This window comes from Streptomyces sp. NBC_00057 (assembly GCF_045041165.1).
Taxonomy (GTDB): Bacteria; Actinomycetota; Actinomycetes; order Streptomycetales; family Streptomycetaceae; genus Streptomyces.
On sequence record NZ_CP108256.1, the window covers coordinates 843,763 to 860,269 of the forward strand.

The 16,507-nt window shown below is 70.3% G+C and carries 11 protein-coding genes; 6 read left to right on the plus strand and 5 right to left on the minus strand.

Annotation, left to right across the window (positions count from 1 at the left end; all coding sequences use genetic code 11):
- Positions 1-15: 15 nt before the first annotated feature.
- Positions 16-3,408, minus strand: a complete 3,393-nt coding sequence (locus OG953_RS04230; RefSeq protein WP_405682579.1) for a S8 family peptidase — start codon at positions 3,406-3,408, stop codon at positions 16-18.
- A 700-nt stretch (positions 3,409-4,108) separates the two neighbouring features.
- Here OG953_RS04230 and OG953_RS04235 point away from each other — a divergent pair.
- On the plus strand, positions 4,109-4,306 hold the full coding sequence (locus OG953_RS04235) for a hypothetical protein (RefSeq protein ID WP_405682580.1): 198 nt from the start codon (positions 4,109-4,111) through the stop codon (positions 4,304-4,306).
- Between the two features lie 124 nt (positions 4,307-4,430).
- Here the strand turns inward: OG953_RS04235 and OG953_RS04240 are convergent, their stop codons facing one another.
- From OG953_RS04240 to OG953_RS04255, 4 genes are all read right to left on the minus strand, one after another.
- Complete coding sequence (locus OG953_RS04240) at positions 4,431-5,459, minus strand: helix-turn-helix domain-containing protein (RefSeq protein ID WP_405682581.1); 1,029 nt, start codon at positions 5,457-5,459, stop codon at positions 4,431-4,433.
- Between the two features lie 610 nt (positions 5,460-6,069).
- Positions 6,070-7,584, minus strand: a complete 1,515-nt coding sequence (locus tag OG953_RS04245; protein ID WP_405682583.1) for a carboxylesterase/lipase family protein — start codon at positions 7,582-7,584, stop codon at positions 6,070-6,072.
- Between the two features lie 52 nt (positions 7,585-7,636).
- The gene (locus OG953_RS04250) at positions 7,637-9,031 is read right to left on the minus strand and encodes an NAD(P)/FAD-dependent oxidoreductase (protein ID WP_405682584.1); all 1,395 of its coding nucleotides are present in this window, start codon (positions 9,029-9,031) and stop codon (positions 7,637-7,639) included.
- A gap of 96 nt (positions 9,032-9,127) precedes the next feature.
- Positions 9,128-10,030 (minus strand): PaaX family transcriptional regulator C-terminal domain-containing protein, encoded by a 903-nt coding sequence (locus tag OG953_RS04255; RefSeq protein ID WP_405682585.1) that lies wholly within the window; start codon positions 10,028-10,030, stop codon positions 9,128-9,130.
- A gap of 154 nt (positions 10,031-10,184) precedes the next feature.
- Between OG953_RS04255 and OG953_RS04260 the strand changes: the two genes are divergently transcribed.
- The 5 genes from OG953_RS04260 (at position 10,185) to OG953_RS04280 (ending at position 16,503) form a co-directional block, all read left to right on the plus strand.
- A complete protein-coding gene (locus OG953_RS04260; RefSeq protein ID WP_405682586.1) occupies positions 10,185-11,087 on the plus strand; it encodes an SDR family NAD(P)-dependent oxidoreductase in 903 nt (300 codons plus the stop codon).
- A gap of 62 nt (positions 11,088-11,149) precedes the next feature.
- Positions 11,150-11,989, plus strand: coding sequence for an amidohydrolase family protein (locus OG953_RS04265; protein WP_405691612.1), 840 nt, complete (start codon positions 11,150-11,152; stop codon positions 11,987-11,989).
- Positions 11,990-11,992: 3 nt separating this feature from the next.
- A complete protein-coding gene (locus tag OG953_RS04270) occupies positions 11,993-13,513 on the plus strand; it encodes an acyl-CoA synthetase (protein ID WP_405682588.1) in 1,521 nt (506 codons plus the stop codon).
- A gap of 45 nt (positions 13,514-13,558) precedes the next feature.
- Positions 13,559-14,014 carry a MaoC family dehydratase gene (locus OG953_RS04275; protein WP_405682590.1) on the plus strand — a complete coding sequence of 152 codons (456 nt, stop codon included), beginning with the start codon at positions 13,559-13,561 and terminating at the stop codon, positions 14,012-14,014.
- A gap of 854 nt (positions 14,015-14,868) precedes the next feature.
- Positions 14,869-16,503, plus strand: coding sequence for an amidohydrolase (locus OG953_RS04280; protein ID WP_405682592.1), 1,635 nt, complete (start codon positions 14,869-14,871; stop codon positions 16,501-16,503).
- Positions 16,504-16,507: the final 4 nt, after the last annotated feature.

Consider the following 16,507-nt stretch of genomic DNA (forward strand, 5'->3'; position numbering starts at 1 on the left):
GGCCGGACTGTGTGGCTACCGGACGTCGTAGGCGCGGGTGATGGTCTGGGTGACCGCGTTGCCCTTCGAGTCGGTGAGGGTGGCCTTCAGCGTGACCTGCTTGCCGGTGGCGCCGGTGTGGTCGAGGACGGCCGTCCACTTGCCGTCCTGCTGCTCGGTCGGCGCCTTGGTCCAGGTGGTGCCGCCGTCGTAGGAGTAGGACAGCGAGGCCGCCGTGACCGCGCCCGGAGCGTACCCGGCGTGGCCCTCGGCCGACAGGCCGACCTTGATGCCGCTCTGCGCGGGCAGCGTGTTCAGGCCGTCCAACAGCGGCAGGTCGTACGCCGGGAAGAGAATCGGCAGGCCGCGCGAGTAGACGTCCGGCTCCCGGTGGGAGCGGAAGCTCCAGGTGGTGCTGATCTCGGTGGAGCGCAGCCAGTTCCGGTCCGAGGAGGGGATCTTGAACAGGTTCTGGGTCAGCTCGTACGCGGAGTCCTCGTCCGGCACCTTGAACACGCCGTACGGCCAAGCGGTGGTGGCGATCTGCTCACCGTTGCGCTTCAGCACCATGTTGCCGATGTCGCCGAACGATCCGCCGTAGGACCAGTGGTCGCCGGAAGCGTCGACCCAGAAGGCGCTCTGGATGCCGATCAGGTTGCCCTGCCGCTCGGCGGCCAGCGCCAGGTTGCCGGCTGGGTCGCGGGGCGCGGCCGGCCGCAGGATGCCGCGGTACCACTCCTCGCTGCGCCGGTCTCCGGGCTGGTAGGTGCGGTCCTGGTCACCCATGAACGCGGCGAACGGGAAGCTGCTCATCGCGCTGTGGGCCCAGACGTCGTCACCGGTCGTGTAGTAGGCGGTGCGGGTGCCGGGGACATGGACCGTGCCGAACGGGCTCACGGGGATATAGGTGTTACTGCTCCAGGAGGGGTGGATGAACATCGCGTCGATGTAGTCGGCCTCCTTGCCCACCGCATTCCACTTCTCGGTGACCTGGGCCAGCTTGGAGTCCTTGGGCTGGTAGAGCTGGTCGGAGTGCAGCGGACCCTCGGTCGGGAACGACACGTTGTAGACGTAGGGCGCGCCGTCCTCGGAGCCGGTCGCGCGCCAGGTAGGCCGGAACTCGAAGGTGCCCTTCTGAGCACGTCCCTGAACGTCTGCGTAGAACTTCTGCACGGTTTTGCCGGCCATGAGCGATCCGGACAGCAGCCAGGTGTCGTCCCATGTGCGGGCGTAGCTGAACGATGTGTTGCTCACCGTCGAGGGGCGGTCGGTGCGCAGGCTCAGCTGGTGGGCCTTGCGGGCGTCGAGAACGACGGTGGCGTCCTGGGTGATCCGCATCTGCGGGTGCGCGAGGTAGCTGATCGATTCGGGCGCGTTGTTCGCGTCGTAGGTCCCCACGAAGCTGCTGATGGCATAGTCGCCCGGGCGCAGGCGGTACATCTGCTCGGCCGCGCCCTCGTTGCTGCGGCGCTCGCCCTTGTCGGCGTCAAGGCTGACGACGTCCAGGGAAGAGGGGCCGGTCGCGGGGTTGCCGTTGCGGTCGATGACCTTGACCCGGAGGGTGACCGTCTCCGGCTCGACGTAGAGCGTGACGGGCACGGAGACGTGCACATCACCGCCGGTGGCAAGGATCCGGCCCGTGACAGCGCCGTACTGGGCGGCCTTCAGGTGGGCGGTGGGGTCGACCCGCAGCGGCACCTGGACGGTCGCCCCCGCGGGGACCGTCACCTTGCCCTCATCCAGCTTGAGGACGCCGGAGGTGATGTCGCTGCCGTCGTTGCCGTGCACACCGCTGACCTTCAGACTCAGGGTCAGGTCGCTGCTGCCGGTGTTGGTGAAGGGCACCTGCACGGTGGTGCGGTCCGACGCGTCCTGCGGCCAGCTGTAGCTGCCGGCCTGGACCGCCGGCGCGGACAGCACCTGCTGGTCCACCGCACCAGCCACATCGAGGACACCGGCTCCGGTCTCATCCGCGCCGGCGACCTTGCCACCGGTGCGGGCGGAGGAGACCAGGGCGGCCTTGACCTGCTGCGCGGTCCAGTCCGGGTGCGCCTGACGGACGACGGCCGCAGCGCCCGCGACATGCGGGGTCGCCATGGAGGTGCCCGACATCGTCTGGTAGGCGTAGTTGCCGCGTCCGCCCGCGCTGGCCGCCGAGATGCCGACGCCGGGGGCGGCGATCTCGGGCTTGAGGGTGTGGGTGACGGCCACGGGACCCCGGCTGGAGAACCACGCGGTGCTGTCATCGCGGTCGACGGCACCGACGGTCAGCACACCGGGCACACACCCGGGCGAGGAAACGGTCTCGATGCCCGAACCCATATTGCCGGCGGCGACGACGAACAGGGTATGCGTGTTCTGCGACAGCTCCTTCGTCGCCGCGGCCAGCGGGTCGCCGCAGTCACCGATTGCGGAGCTGCCCAGGCTCATGGAGACGACGTCGGCCTTCTGGTCGACGGCCCACTGCATCCCCGCGATGATCCAGGAGAACTGGCCGGAGCCGTAGTCGCTGAGGACCTTGCCGATGAGTAGGTCCGTCCCGGGAGCGACGCCCTTCTTGCTGCCGTCACTGGCCGCTCCCGAGCCGCCGACCGTGGAGGCGGTGTGGGTGCCGTGACCCTGCCGGTCGTTGACGTTCGGGGAGTCGGTGAAGTTCTTGGACGCGGCGATCCGGCCCGTCAGGTCCGGGTGCTCGGCGTCCACGCCCGTGTCCAGCACGGCGACCTTGGTGCCCTTGCCGTCGTAGCCGGCCGCCCAGGCCTCCGGCGCGTGCACCTGCTTGGTGGACTGGTCCAGCGTGGCCTTGACCTTGCCGTCCAGCCACAACTTCTTCAGCGTCGAGGCAGACCGCGAGCGGGGGTTGGTGACGTCCTGCCAGAAGGTGGCGGCAGTGTCCTTGCCGGCCTTGAGCGCGACGCCGTCCACAACCGGGAGGCTCAGGCCCCGCTCGGCCCCACGAGGGGCCGCCGGCGCGCTGTCGGCAACGTTCACACTGTTCCGGTAGGTGGCGATGAGCGGCAGCGTGTCGGTGCGTGTGTCGTCGTATCCCTGGCGGATGAGCCCAGTGACGTTGAACAGCTGCTCGTCCACCTTGCCCTCGGCGATCGCCCGGGAGGCGTCCTCCGGGTAGACGTAGAGGTCCTTGCCCATCTGAAAGGTCTGCACAATCGGCTGTGTGCCGTCCTCGCGGGGCAGCACGGCCGCCGAGCTGCGGCCCGACTTGTCCGTGGTCACCAGCACCTTGTCGCCGGTGACGAGCGTGACCGTGACCTGCTTGCCGCCCGTTGCTGTGGTCCCGCTGCCGGTGATGGGTCTCTTTCCCGAGGCACTGTCAGGCGGCGTATCCGCCGCGCCGGAAGGCGCGACCGCAGTGACGGCCAGGACGGCGGCAGTCGCCGCGCCCAAGGCTATACGCGCTATGGGATGCATGATTCTCCCTACTTAACGCCGTGGACATGCCATGCTGCGGCCGCATCCTGGCAGACATACGGATCGCATAGGGGTGCCACGCGTGGCGGATTCCCCACATGGCGGTATTCCGTCACGTGGTCACGTCAATTGGTTCGTCTGCTCGTTGGAGATTCGGGCCCGGCAGGTGGAGGTACGCTTCGCCGGGCCGACGCTGCTTCGTTGATCTCTCTGAAGGGGGCGCGCGGCCGATTCCTCCGGATCCGTGCGGGCTCCGATCCGCCGCCGGGGAACGAGCCCGGCAGCTCAGGAGCGAGGTGCGGGCCGGACCACGCGTCGGTCGTGGCCCGCCAGGAGGCGAGGTTGCGGGCAAAGGGCTCCGGCGACCAGGTCGGCAAGCAGTTCCCGGACACAGCACAGGCTCCGCACTCCGTCTCCGGGAGCCACTGCAGCCGCAGCAACTCCTCGGCCAGGTTGAGGTCGCCGAGGCAGTGAACGCCCGGCAGAGCAATGCTGGTTGGGGGTGGCTCGCTCGCCCACGCCCTGCACGCCGTCGAGGCCGCCGCTGATCGGTCGCCGACGTTGACAGCCACCGGACCACCGCGGGGCAGCGGATTCACCGGCGGGCTCGCCGTCGTCCTGTCCCTCCGCGACAACTCGGGCTTCCGGCCCAGGTCTGAACGCGTGCTCGTTCAGCCTAGGCGCCGGTCTCAGCTCCGCCGTGCCGTACACAGTCGAGACCGCCGCCACGCGCGCCGACCCGACGCCCTCCCCCGGACACATCGCCGGCGTGATCGCCGGTGTCGTCATCATGGCTGCCGCCATCGCGACGTCGTTCCTCATCCCCGAGCCGCCGAGTGCCGATAGGGACTCGGTCAGGTACCTGTCGGCGTGGGTGCGCGTGCCGCCGCTCCGGTAGATATCGCCAGCCCGGTTCACCGCCCGCCGACGGTGAAGCAGGAACCCTCCAGGAGTTGGCGGCCACCCTCGCAGGGGGGCCACCAACAGATGGAAGGTCCTCGGCTCTCAGGCCGAGGAGGAGGTCAAAGCCAGCCCGCATGTGCAGCGTGCCATCCGAGTTGCAGGCGTGACTCCGCTCCGGCAAGGTCCATCAGACGGCGCATCCGCCGCTCCACGGTGCGTATGGAGAGGCCGAGTTGCGATGCCGCCCGCCGGTCGGAGATCCCTGCCAGCAGCAGGGCGAGGACATCCAGTTCCTCCTCGGTCGGCTGCTGATCGGCTGCCGGCTCCTCGCGCACGCCCGTGGGAGTGGTGTACATCGGTCGGGCCTGGGCCCATTCCTTCTCGAAGAGATGGACCAGGGCCGTCAGCAGGCCGCTGCGGTGCACCACGATTGCGCTCGGTTCACCGCCGGAGTCCGCCATGTCCAGCGGCACCATGGCGCGCTCCCGGTCCGACACAACCATCTTCAGCGGCAGCGAATCGACCAGACGAAGCTCGAGGCCTGCCGTGACCGCCGCCCGCACGTCCCGCACAACGTCGTGACCGTCGAGATAGTCCTTGGCGGCCACGACCCGGAAGTCGACCCCTCGGTCCAGCGCGGAACTCTCCGACGTTTCGGCGTCCTCGCGCGGCACCGCGATGTTCTCGCCGACGAGGAAGACAAGCAACTCCCGCTGGGCGCCGCGCTGCAGTTGGTGGAACCGGCGTGCGACCTGCTCCACGCCGACGACCACCTCCACGACACCACCCGCAGTGTGCGCGGCGGTAGTGCGGTACTGCTCGGTCAGCATCGAGAACGCGGTCTCGGCCTGGTGCAGTGCGTTGCGCTGCTCGACGAGGAGCGGGGCCAGGGCCACCGAGGGCGGTGTGAGCCGGTAGCGGGCAGACTGGAGGCCGGCCTCGCGATCGGCCGAGTCGGGTGCCCCACTCTCGGCCTCGGTGGCGACGGCCACCAGGCCGCGCGCCGCCAGGTCGAGCAGGATGCGCACGCTCTCGGCCTTCTCGAGTCCGGTCTGCCGGGCGAGGTCCTGCGCGGAGGTTGTCGGGCGGGCCAGCATTGCCGTGTAGATGGCCTCTTCGTCCGGGCCCAATCCCAGCGCCTGCAGCATCCGGCTCCTCCTCGGGCGGCCACCGTGTCCGGCCCTGGCGCAGCTCGCGTGCACCGAGCGGATTCTTCTCAGCCGAACCCTATCTCTCCGTCAGGTTGCCGTCACTGGCAGTTCGCCTGGTCGATACCCCGGCCAGGATGCCGATCACCCGGACTCCTGGCCTGCTCGAAAGTCGACGGGCGCGAGGTCCTTATGGCGCTCCTCGCCTGCGAACCCCACCTGGCACCGACCGTCCCGGACTCCTGCTGATCACCGACAAGACGGGCCGGCTCCCCCGCCGACGCCGCGACGTCCGACACCGCCTTCTTCCAAGCGCCGCTCGACGCCGAGGACGCTCTCACCCGCGCCCAGGCGCGCGCCGGCCTGATCCATGCGGTACGGACCGACTACCAGCCCAACTCGGCGCAGCGGCAGGCACCTTGGCGGCCTTCGGAGTGTACGGAGACGGTGTCCCGGGCACCGTCGAACGGCTCGTCGCCCCGCTTCTCGCGAGCGGGGGCAGCCGGCCCTGCACGTCCCCGCTGCGGGGTCCCGGCCGCCAACGCCCTGGCCCGGCGGGTCCTTGAGGAGGACGCGCCGGGCCGGTGACGACGGGGCGCGGAGACCGTGGTCAGGTCTCCGCGCCCAGCCAGGTCTCCCGTACGCAGCGGAGCGGGTCGCGCTCCGTGCGGGACTCCGTGTTCCAGACACGGGTCTCGCGCCGCTCGGTGGAGTAGGAGGGCCAGGCCGCGCCGGGGTCGAGGTCGCGGACGAAGGCGACCCAGGCCGCGTGCACGGCGTCGGCGAGCTGCTGCGGGGGCGCCTCCCCCAACGCCTTGTCGACCCCTTCGGCGCCCAGAAGGTCGAAGGCAAAGGGAAGGTCGGCACAGTGGTGGGCCAGGCCCTCGAACGCGGGTGCGGTCGCGGTCCAATCGAACTGGTAGAGCCACGTGGGGAGATCGCGGCTCGCCCGGGACTCGGCGACGGCAAGGGCGGGTGCACGGAAGATCTGGTCGGTGAGGGCCTGACCGGCCTCTCCCTCCGCGACTGCGTTGAACTCGTGCGCGGTGCAGCCGATCATCAGCGGGATGTCCTGGCCCGCCGCGCCGGCGATGAGTGCGTCCGGTACGGGTTCGGGGATCAGCGCTCCGTCGGCGAAGGGGGCGAGGACCAACATGGGGAGGGCGTCGCGATCGGGTCCGGGGGCGTTCAGCGCGTCCTGGAGGGCGAGGATCTCCTCGTCCGTCAGGCTCTGGAGCGCCGCGGCCGTGACGGGCACTCCGGTGCGTGCGGTGAAGAGTTCGGAGACGGTCGCCGCGAACTCTGGGCCCTGCGGTCGCATGACCGCGCCCGAAGCCGAGATCGCTGCCCGGAACAGGCCCGCCGCGGCCGGCGTGGCCAGGAGTGTTTGGACCGCGCCGCCGCCTGCCGACTGGCCGGCGACGGTCACCTTGTCCGGGTCCCCACCGAAGGCGGCGATGTTCTCCCGTACCCACCGCAGGGCAGCGATCCAGTCGAGCACCCCGCGGTTGTCGGGCGAGTCCTCCAGGTGCAGGAAGCCCTCGATGCCGAGCCGGTAGCCCAGCGATACCAGGACCACTCCGTCGCGGTTGAAGGCTGTGCCGTCGTACCAGGGGCTGGCCGAGCAGCCCGCGACGAAGCCGCCGCCGTGGATCCACACCAGGACGGGGAGGCCGGTCTGCCCGGCGGCGCGGGCCGGGGTGAACACATTGAGGTTCAGGGTGGATTCGCCGGGAACGCAGGGCTCGGGGATGGTGGTCACCTCGGCGAACGGACGGCGCTGCGCAGTGGGTCCGTACACGCGGGCGTCGAGGACCTCGGCCCACGGCTCCGGTGGGACGGGCGCGGCGAAGCGGAGCGGTCCGATCGGCGGCCGGGCGTAGGGAATGCCGAGGAAGCGGACGCCTGTCTCGGTCCGTTCGCCACGCACTGGTCCGTGGCTGGTACGGATGATGTCTTCCGTCATGCGGGGCCTCTCTGATGGTGTCGGTCTGTGGCGGGGGGTCTCGCGCTCGATGTGGTGGCGGGTACGCGCCAGGCCGTCCTCGGCCATGCGGTCGGCGATGACGGATGCGACGGCGATACACCCATCGTGGAACAGCGCCGTGGCGTCGGCCTCCTTCACGGACTCACTGCAGGAATCGTCGGGCCGCTCCTGACAGCGGCCGAGTCCGGTGTCAGCTGTCGAAGCCGAGACCGAAGCGGTCCATGGTCTTGAGCCAGAGGTTGCGCCGGCCGGCGTTCTCGTCCGCGCGGGCGAGGGACCACTTGGTGATGCCGATTCCCAGGGAGCGGACCGGCTCCGGCGGGAAGGGCAGGGGCTTGCTCCGGACCATCTCCAGCGCGGTGCGCCGGGTGCGGTCGCCTGCGAGCAGGTCGAGCATGACCTCCGCGCCGAAGCGCGTGGCACCGACGCCGAGTCCGGTGTAGCCGGCGGCGTAAGCGACCTTCCCGCGGTGACTCGTGTCGAAGAACACGCAGAAGCGGGTGCTGGTGTCGATGGCGCCGCCCCACGCGTGCGTGAAGCGGACCCCTTCCAGTTGCGGGAAGGTCCGGAAGAAGTGCCGGGCGAGGGTGGCGAAGGTCGCCGGCCGTTGGTCGTGCTCGGCGCTGACGCGGCCTCGGTAGTGGTAGATGGCGTCGTATCCGCCCCACAGGATGCGGTTGTCCGCGGACAGGCGTACGTAGTGGAACTGATTGGCACTGTCCGCGAATCCCTGCCGGTTGCGCCAGCCGACCGCGGCAAGCTGCGCGTCGGTCAGCGGTTCCGTCATCAGCGCGTAGTCGTACACGGGGACGGTGTACGGCCGGTGGCGGCGGACCAGGGAGGGGTAGGCGTTGGTGGCGAGCGCCACGCGCGCGGCGTCGACGCGTCCGTAGGGGGTGCGGACGGCGATGCCGGAACCGGCCTCGGCGATCTCCTTGGCCGGGGTGTGCTCATGGATGCGCACTCCGAGGTCCAGACACGCCTGCTTCAGGCCCCAGGCCAGCCTGGCCGGGTTGACCATGGCGACGTCGTCCTTGCTCCAGAGGCCGCCGAGGAAAGTGGGTGAGTCGATCTCGGCCCGTACGGCGTCGGCGTCGAGGAGGACCGGGCGTTCGCCGTACCGGGCAGCGCTCTCGGCCTCCTCCGCCAGGCCCGCGACCTGGTAGGGCTCGGTGGCCACGACGAGAGAGCCGGTGCGTTCCCAGGCGCAGTCGATCCCGTGCCGTTCGATCGTGTCCTCGATGGCCTGGAGGTTCTCGCGACCCAACTGCTCCAGCAGGCCGATCTCGTTCGGCCAGCGCTGCAGTCCGTTGTTGAGGCCGTGGGTGAGGCTGGCTTCGCAGAATCCGCCGTTGCGGCCCGAAGCCGCTCCACCCACTTCCTGCGCCTCGATCAGCACCACGTCGGCGGACGGGTCGCGTTCCTTGGCGATCAGTGCGGTCCACAGTCCGCTGTATCCGCCGCCGACCACGAGCAGGTCGCAGCGGGTGGCCCCGATGAGAGCGCGGGCTGCGTGGGGCCGGGCGGGGTCGTCCAGCCAGAAGGGGATCGGTTCGGCGTCCCGGAGCGAGATGAGGGGGTCCACGAGGCGGCTCCTTCGGATTACGGAGGAGCGTGCCTCCGAACTGACACCATCAGACCTTTTTGGGGGCTATAACGTCAACAGTGTTGTCATAAGCGCTCAGCCGGCCCCGGGATCGTCGACCCCGGCCCCCTCGGCCACGGCTCCGTCGGCCAGGTCGATCCGGTCCAGCATCTCGTCCGCGATCCGCGACGCACCGGGCTCGTACCGCCGCGCCAGCTCACGGAAGAGCTCCTCGGCGCGCGCGGCCGGCCAGCCCTCGGGCAGGTGCTCGGCGGGCAGATAGGGGGCGTCACGCACGAGCTCCAGCCAGTCGGTGTGCAGCAGGAGTTGCAGCGCCATGTCGTCCGCCGCGCCACCGGGCGGAACGGAGCCGCCCCACCGATCGATGAAGGACCGGTAGCCGGTGGCGATCGCGTCCACGTCGAATGCGGCGTCCAACAGAGACCCGGCCTCGGTCGGCGGCGCGGCCTCGCCGTGGAAGGCCCTGATATGGTCCTCCAGCCCGAGCTCCGCCGCCAGCGGGGCCACGTCGACTCGGCGCGGAGCAACCCACAGGCCGCTCTGCACTGGCCCGAATCCGGCCCACACCAGGCGTGAGCGCAGGTCGTGCCGCTCACGGCGCCTGGACTCCGGCAGCGAGAAACCGACCAGGGTCCAGGTGCCGTCCCATTCCCGGTTGACGGCTCCGTCGCGCCAGATCCGCTCCTGCCCGTCGGAGAGAACAGCCGCCGCGCGCTCCGTGAGCGAGAAGTACATGCGGCGTCCTCGCCGATGCCGCTCCAGCAGACCGCGGCCGACCATGCGCGTCAGCGTCGAGCGGACGGCATCCTCACCCACCCGCACACGGGCGAAGGCGTCGATGACGCACGCCGAAGAGAGCGCGATGTCACGGCCGAGCACGTGGATGCCGAAGAAGCTCATCATCAGCGACTGCGGCCTGGCAGGTGCGCCGCCCTCGGCGGCGTCCATCGGTTCCTGGGGCGAGTGGGGTCTGGTCACGGGGACAGCGTAGGCGCCGCACTGCTCTCGGAGATAAATATTCGGCACTCTGTTGACCACGGTTTGAATTCTGCCTAGCTTTGGGCTCCTGCCGGTCTCCGCCGTGGTCGCCCTTCCCGCACCCGCGCACCGGCCTTCACGAAAGGGAAGCAGCATGGATCTCTCCAGCAAGGTCGCCGTCGTGACGGGCAGCGGCCGCGGTCTGGGGCTGGCCTACGCCCGCTCACTCGCCGCCTCGGGCGCGGCCGTCGTCGTCAACGACGTGGACGCGAAGGCCGCCGCTGCGGCCGTGGAACAGATCACCGCCGACGGCGGGCGCGCGGTCGCGGAGGTGGTGCCCGTCGGTTCCACCGAGGCCGCCGATGCTCTGGTCTCCCGGGCCGTCGACAGCTGGGGCCGCCTGGACGTGATCGTCACCAACGCCGGCGTCCTGCGTGACAAGGTGCTGTGGAAGATGTCGGACGACGACTTCGACACGGTGGTCCAGGTACACCTGCGGGGCACGTTCACCTGCGTCCGGGCCGCTGTCGAACGGATGCGGGAACAGGGCGAGGGCGGGCGTGTGATCGTCGCCGGCTCCCCCGCGGGTCAGCGCGGCAACTTCGGGCAGACCAACTACGCGGCTGCCAAAGCCGGAATCGCCGCCATGGTGCGCACCTGGGCGCTGGAGCTGGCTCGCGCCGGCATCACCGCCAACGCGGTCATACCGGTGGCCGCCACCGCGATGACGAAGACCATTCCGGCCTTCGCCCCGCACATCGAGGCACTGGAGCTGGAGGGCACCGCGTTCCCCGACAGCCTGCGCAAGGGCGAGGGATTCGGCACCCCTGAGGACGTGGCCGGCCTCGTCGCCTTCCTCGCCTCGGACGCCTCGGCCGGCATCACCGGTCAGTGCATCGGCGTCGGTGGCGACAAGCTCGCCCTCTGGTCGCACCCGCAGGAGGTCGCCGTGGCCTACACGGACGGTGGCTGGAGCGCGGACGCAGTCGCGGCGGCCTGGCCGAGCGTCTTCGCCCGGTCCGAGCAGACCTACGGCATCCCGGCGCCGCAGCTGTGACGGGCACCACGGCCGCGAGCGGCACCAGGGGGCCGGACCCGGCCGAGCTCACCGCCATCGACATGCACGTCCACGCCGAGGTGTCCGCGCGGGGCACGACCTCGCTCTCCGCCGAACTGGACAGCGCCGCCGGCACGTACTTCAAGGCGGAGCACCGCCACCCCACCCTGCCGGAGATCGCCGCGTACTACCGCGAGCGGAGGATGGCCTGTGTGGTCTTCACGGTCGACGCGGAGTCGGCCACCGGCACCGCACCCGTACCGAATGAGGAGATCGCCGAAGCGGCCCGGGAGCACCCGGACGTGATCATCCCGTTCGCGGGGGTCGATCCGTACAAGGGCAGGGCCGCCGTGCGCCAGATCCGCCGGCTGGTCGCCGAGTACGGGGTACGGGGATTCAAGTTCCACCCCAACATCCAGGCGTTCCACCCCAATGACCGCATGGCGTACTCGCTGTACGAGGCCATCGAGGAAGCCGACGCGATCGCCGTCTTCCACACCGGGCAGACCGGCATCGGCGCGGGGGCGCCGGGAGGCGGCGGCATCCGGCTGAAGTACTCGAATCCGCTGGACGTCGACGACGTCGCCGCCGACTTCCCCGGAATGCGGATCGTCCTCGCCCATCCGTCCTTCCCCTGGCAGGACGAGGCTCTCGCCGTGGCCACGCACAAGCCACAGGTGTACATCGATCTGTCGGGCTGGTCGCCGAAGTACTTCCCGCCACAGCTCGTGCGGTACGCCAACAGCCTGCTGCGGGACAAGGTGCTGTTCGGGTCCGACTACCCGCTGCTCTCCCCCGACCGCTGGCTCGCCGACTTCGCGAAGCTGCCGGTCAAGGACGAGGTGCGTCCGAAGATCCTCAAGGAGAACGCGGCCCGGCTGCTCGGCCTGACGGAGGAGTGAGCCATGCGCAACCAGGGCATCGGCTCCTGGACCGCGCGGCGCAATCGCAAGACGCCGCGCCGCCCCGCCCTCGTCCATGAGGGTCGCGGCCTCACCTACGGGGAGTTCCACGACCGCTGCACACGGCTTGCCCATGCCCTGCGTGACCAAGGGGTCGAGCGCGGGGACCGGGTGGCCTTCCTCGGCCCGAACCATCCGGCCTTCCTGGAGGCCCTCTTCGCGGCGGGGCAACTCGGGGCGGTCTTCGTACCGCTGAACTCCCGTCTCACCGTGCCCGAACTGGTGCACCAGATCACCGACTCCGGCAGCCGCGTCCTGGTCCACGCCCACCGGCCGGCCGCCGACATGGTGGAACTCGCGGACCGGGCCGGTCTCGCGACGCTGATCGCTGTGACGGCCGGTCCGGGACTCGCGTACGAGGAGACGATCGCCGCCGCCTCGGTGGAGGAGATCGATGAGGAGGTGGGGCACGAGGAGCCCTGCCTGATCATGTACACCTCGGGCACCACGGGCAGGGCGAAGGGCGCCGTCCTGACCCATGGCAACATCATCTGGAACAGCGTCAACGTCCTCGTCGACACCGACCTGTCCGGCGAGGAGGTCGCGCTCGTCAGCGCGCCCCTCTTCCACACGGCAGCCCTCAACATGACCGCCCTGCCCACCCTGCTCAAGGGCGGCACGGTCCTGCTGGAGTCCTCCTTCGATCCGGACCGCACGCTCGAGCTGGTGGAACAGCACCGTGTCAGCTGTCTGTTCGGGGTTCCGACCATGTACGACGCGATGGCCTCGGCGCCGGGCTGGGACACCGCTGACCTGTCGAGCCTGCGGACCCTCCTCTGCGGCGGGGCACCCGTCCCCGCCCGCACCGCGCGCGCCTATCTGGAGCGCGGACTGGCGTTCGTCCAGGGGTACGGGATGACAGAGACCTCGCCCGGGGCACTCGTCCTGGACCGCACCGACTCCCTCGACCGCGCCGGCTCGGCCGGGGTACCGCACTTCTTCACGGATGTCCGCGTCCGGAACGCGGCGGGCGAGGACACGGCACCGGGCGAAAAGGGCGAGGTCGTCGTCTCGGGCCCGAACGTCACGCCCGGCTACTGGAATCTTCCGGAGGAGAGCCGCGCGGCCTTCACCGGGGACGGCTGGTTCCGTTCCGGCGACGTGGCGCTGGTCGACGAATACGGCTATGTGCATCTGGTCGACCGCCTCAAGGACATGATCATCTCGGGTGGAGAGAACATCTACCCCGCCGAGGCCGAGGACGCGCTCCTCGAACATCCGGACGTCATCGAATGCGCGGTCTTCGGCGTGCCCGACTCCAAGTGGGGCGAGGTCGGCCGGGCCGTGGTCGTCCTCTCTCCGGACTCCACCGCGACGGAGGCCGAACTCCTCGCCCATCTGAACGGCCGACTGGCCCGCTACAAGATTCCCCGGACCTTTCGCCTCCTGCGCGGCACGATGCTGCCGCGCAACGCCACCGGAAAGCTGCTCAAGGGCGTCATCCGGTCCGAATTCGGCGACTGACCGCCCCTCATCGACAGAATCCCTCTCAGCACCCGGGAGTACCCCATGCCCCTCACCGTCAACGGAATCGACGAGATCAAGGCCCGGTCCGGAGCCGATCTCGGCCACAGCGGCTGGCTGGAGATCCTCCAGCCGCGCGTGGACACCTTCGCCGACGCCACCGGCGACCACCAGTGGATCCACACCGATGTCGAGCGCGCCAAGAACGGCCCCTTCGGCGGGACCATCGCCCACGGTTACCTCACGCTCTCCCTCCTGATCCCCCTGTGGAGCGAACTGCTGCGGGTCGAGGGCGTCTCGATGGCCGTCAACTACGGTCTGAACAAGGTCCGTTTCCCCTCTCCCGTGCGGGTCGGCGCGAAGGTCCGTGCCCACGGCCGGGTCGTGTCCGTGGAAGAGGTCCAGGGCGGGGTCGAGGTCGTCGTCGACCTGACCGTGGAGATCGACGGCTCGGCGAAGCCCGCCTGCGTCGCCCAGGCGGTGTACAGGTTCTACGCCTGATTCGTACGACGAGCCCGAGGGGCGCCCACCGAAGCCGCCGCCCCTCGGGCTCGCTCACCCCCCGCACCGTCGCTCCCCGGCAGCCATGCCGCCGCGCACAGCATGAGCGCAGGGGCGAAGGCGCAGCCGCTGTCCCGCATACCGGCACCGAGCAGCGGCAGCATCGCGGCGGCATCCGGGGGCAACGTGGGGCGACAAAGCCGCCCGTACGAGGCAAGCCGGGACGTCCGTCGGCATCCCCCTCCCAGACCGGTTCCAGCAAGGCGGGCACGGCGGTGTCCACGGCGGCGAAGGCCAGGGCCCGGTCGACGAGCGCGTGGTGGATCCGTACCGCGGTCCAGTCGGAGAAGACCGGGCCGGTGCGACGCCGCAGGAATCGCTTCCACACTCCGGGCGCGCTCATGGCACCGCCCGGCCGTCCGGTGCGCCACAAGCAGGGCCGACTGCGGGTCGGCCGGCGAAAGGCGTGGAGCCGGAGCCCGATCTCCCGCAGGTCGCCGCGCGGGTCCCCGGTGGACTCCCAGCCCTCCCGCGCGCGGGCGATGAGCTCGTCGACGAGAGTGAGCAGCAAGTCGTCGGCACTCCAGGAGTACCGGTACAAGAAACCGCGGTCAACAGCCAGAGCTGCGCCGATCCGTCGCACCGAGAGGGCGTCAGCGCCGCGCGACCACCGGCAGGGCCGTCCCCGACGATCAGCCGCTCCGACAGCACGGCGCCCTACGGCCGCCTGCGCCCCGCCACACCTCGGAAACCCCTCGCTGGACGCGTCTTACGACAACAGCGTTGACATTCAAATGCGCACCTCGGTTGCATGACCGCTCGACACATCCCTCCCTCTCGCCTTGGAGCACCTCATGGCCAAGCCCGATCTGATCTTCACTCGTGGCCCCATCCACACCGGCGATCCCGCGCGCACCCGGGCAAGCAGCCTGGCCGTCACCGGGGAGCGCATCACCGCCGTCGGCCATGACGAGGTGCGCGAACTGATCGGCCCGGACACCGAAGTCATCGATCTCCAGGGCAAGTTGCTGCTCCCCGGATTCCAGGACTCGCACATCCACGCCGTGTTCGGCGGAATGGAACTGGCCGAGTGCGATCTGACCGGCACGGTGGGCGTCGAGGACTACCTCACCCGCATACGCTCCTACGCCGACGCGCACCCGGACCGCTCGTGGATCACGGGCGGCGGCTGGTCCATGGAGAGCTTCGACGGCGGACTGCCCACCCGGCAGCTCCTCGACTCGGTGATCCCGGACCGCCCGGTCCTTCTGGTCAACCGCGACCACCACGGCGCCTGGGCCAACACCCGGGCACTCGAACTGGCCGGTCTCACCCGGGAATCCGCCGATCCCTTCGACGGCCGGATCGAGCGCGAGCCGGACGGCACCCCGAGCGGAATGCTGCAGGAGGGCGCCACCGCCCTGGTCTCCCGGATCGTTCCGCCGAGCACACCAGCGGAGCGCCTCGCCGGTCTGCTGCGGGCCCAGAAGCTGCTGCATTCCCTCGGAATCACCGGCTGGCAGGACGCCCTCCTGGGCGTGTTCGGCGGCAAGCCGGACCCGTCCGACGCCTATCTGGCGGCCGCCCGTGAAGGCACGCTCACCGCCCGGGTGACCGGGGCCCTGTGGTGGGACCGCGAGCGGGGGGCCGAGCAGATCGCCGATCTGCTGTCCCAGCGAGAGCAGTTGAGCCACGGACGGTTCCGGGCCCGTGCGGTGAAGATCATGCAGGACGGCATCGCCGAGAACTTCACGGCGGCCATGACCACCCCCTACCTCGACGGCTGCGGCTGCGCCACCGCCAACTCGGGTCTGAGCTTCGTCGACCCCGTCGCCCTGCGCTCGTACGTCACCGAGCTCGACGCCCACGACTTCCAGGTCCACTTCCACGCGCTGGGCGACCGGGGGGTGCGCGAGGCCCTGGACGCGGTCGAGGCAGCCGTCGAGGCCCATGGGCGGCGTGGCAACCGCCACCATCTCGCCCACCTCCAGGTGGTCCACCCCGACGATCTGGATCGCTTCGCACGGCTCGGCGCCATCGCCAACATCCAGCCGCTCTGGGCCGCGCACGAACCCCAGATGGACGAGCTGACGATCCCCTTCCTCGGACCCGAACGGGCCTCCTGGCAGTACCCGTTCGGCTCCCTGCTGCGCGCTGGAGCCACTCTGGCCGCGGGAAGCGACTGGCCCGTCAGCAGCCCCGATCCGATCGCCGGAATCCATGTCGCGGTGAACCGGATGGAGCCCGAGGCCACCGACGGGCGGGTCTTCCTGCCGGAGCAGCGCCTCGACCTCGCCACCGCGGTCGCCGCCTACACGGCCGGCTCGGCACATGTGAACGGGCTCGACGACACCGGCAGTCTGCTCCCCGGCCACTTGGCCGACCTGGTGGTGCTGGACCGGGACATCTTCACGCTGCCCCCGGAGGAGATCGCCGAGGCCCAGGTCCTGCGCACCTACGTCGGCGGCACGCTGGTGCACTCCGCCTGAGGAG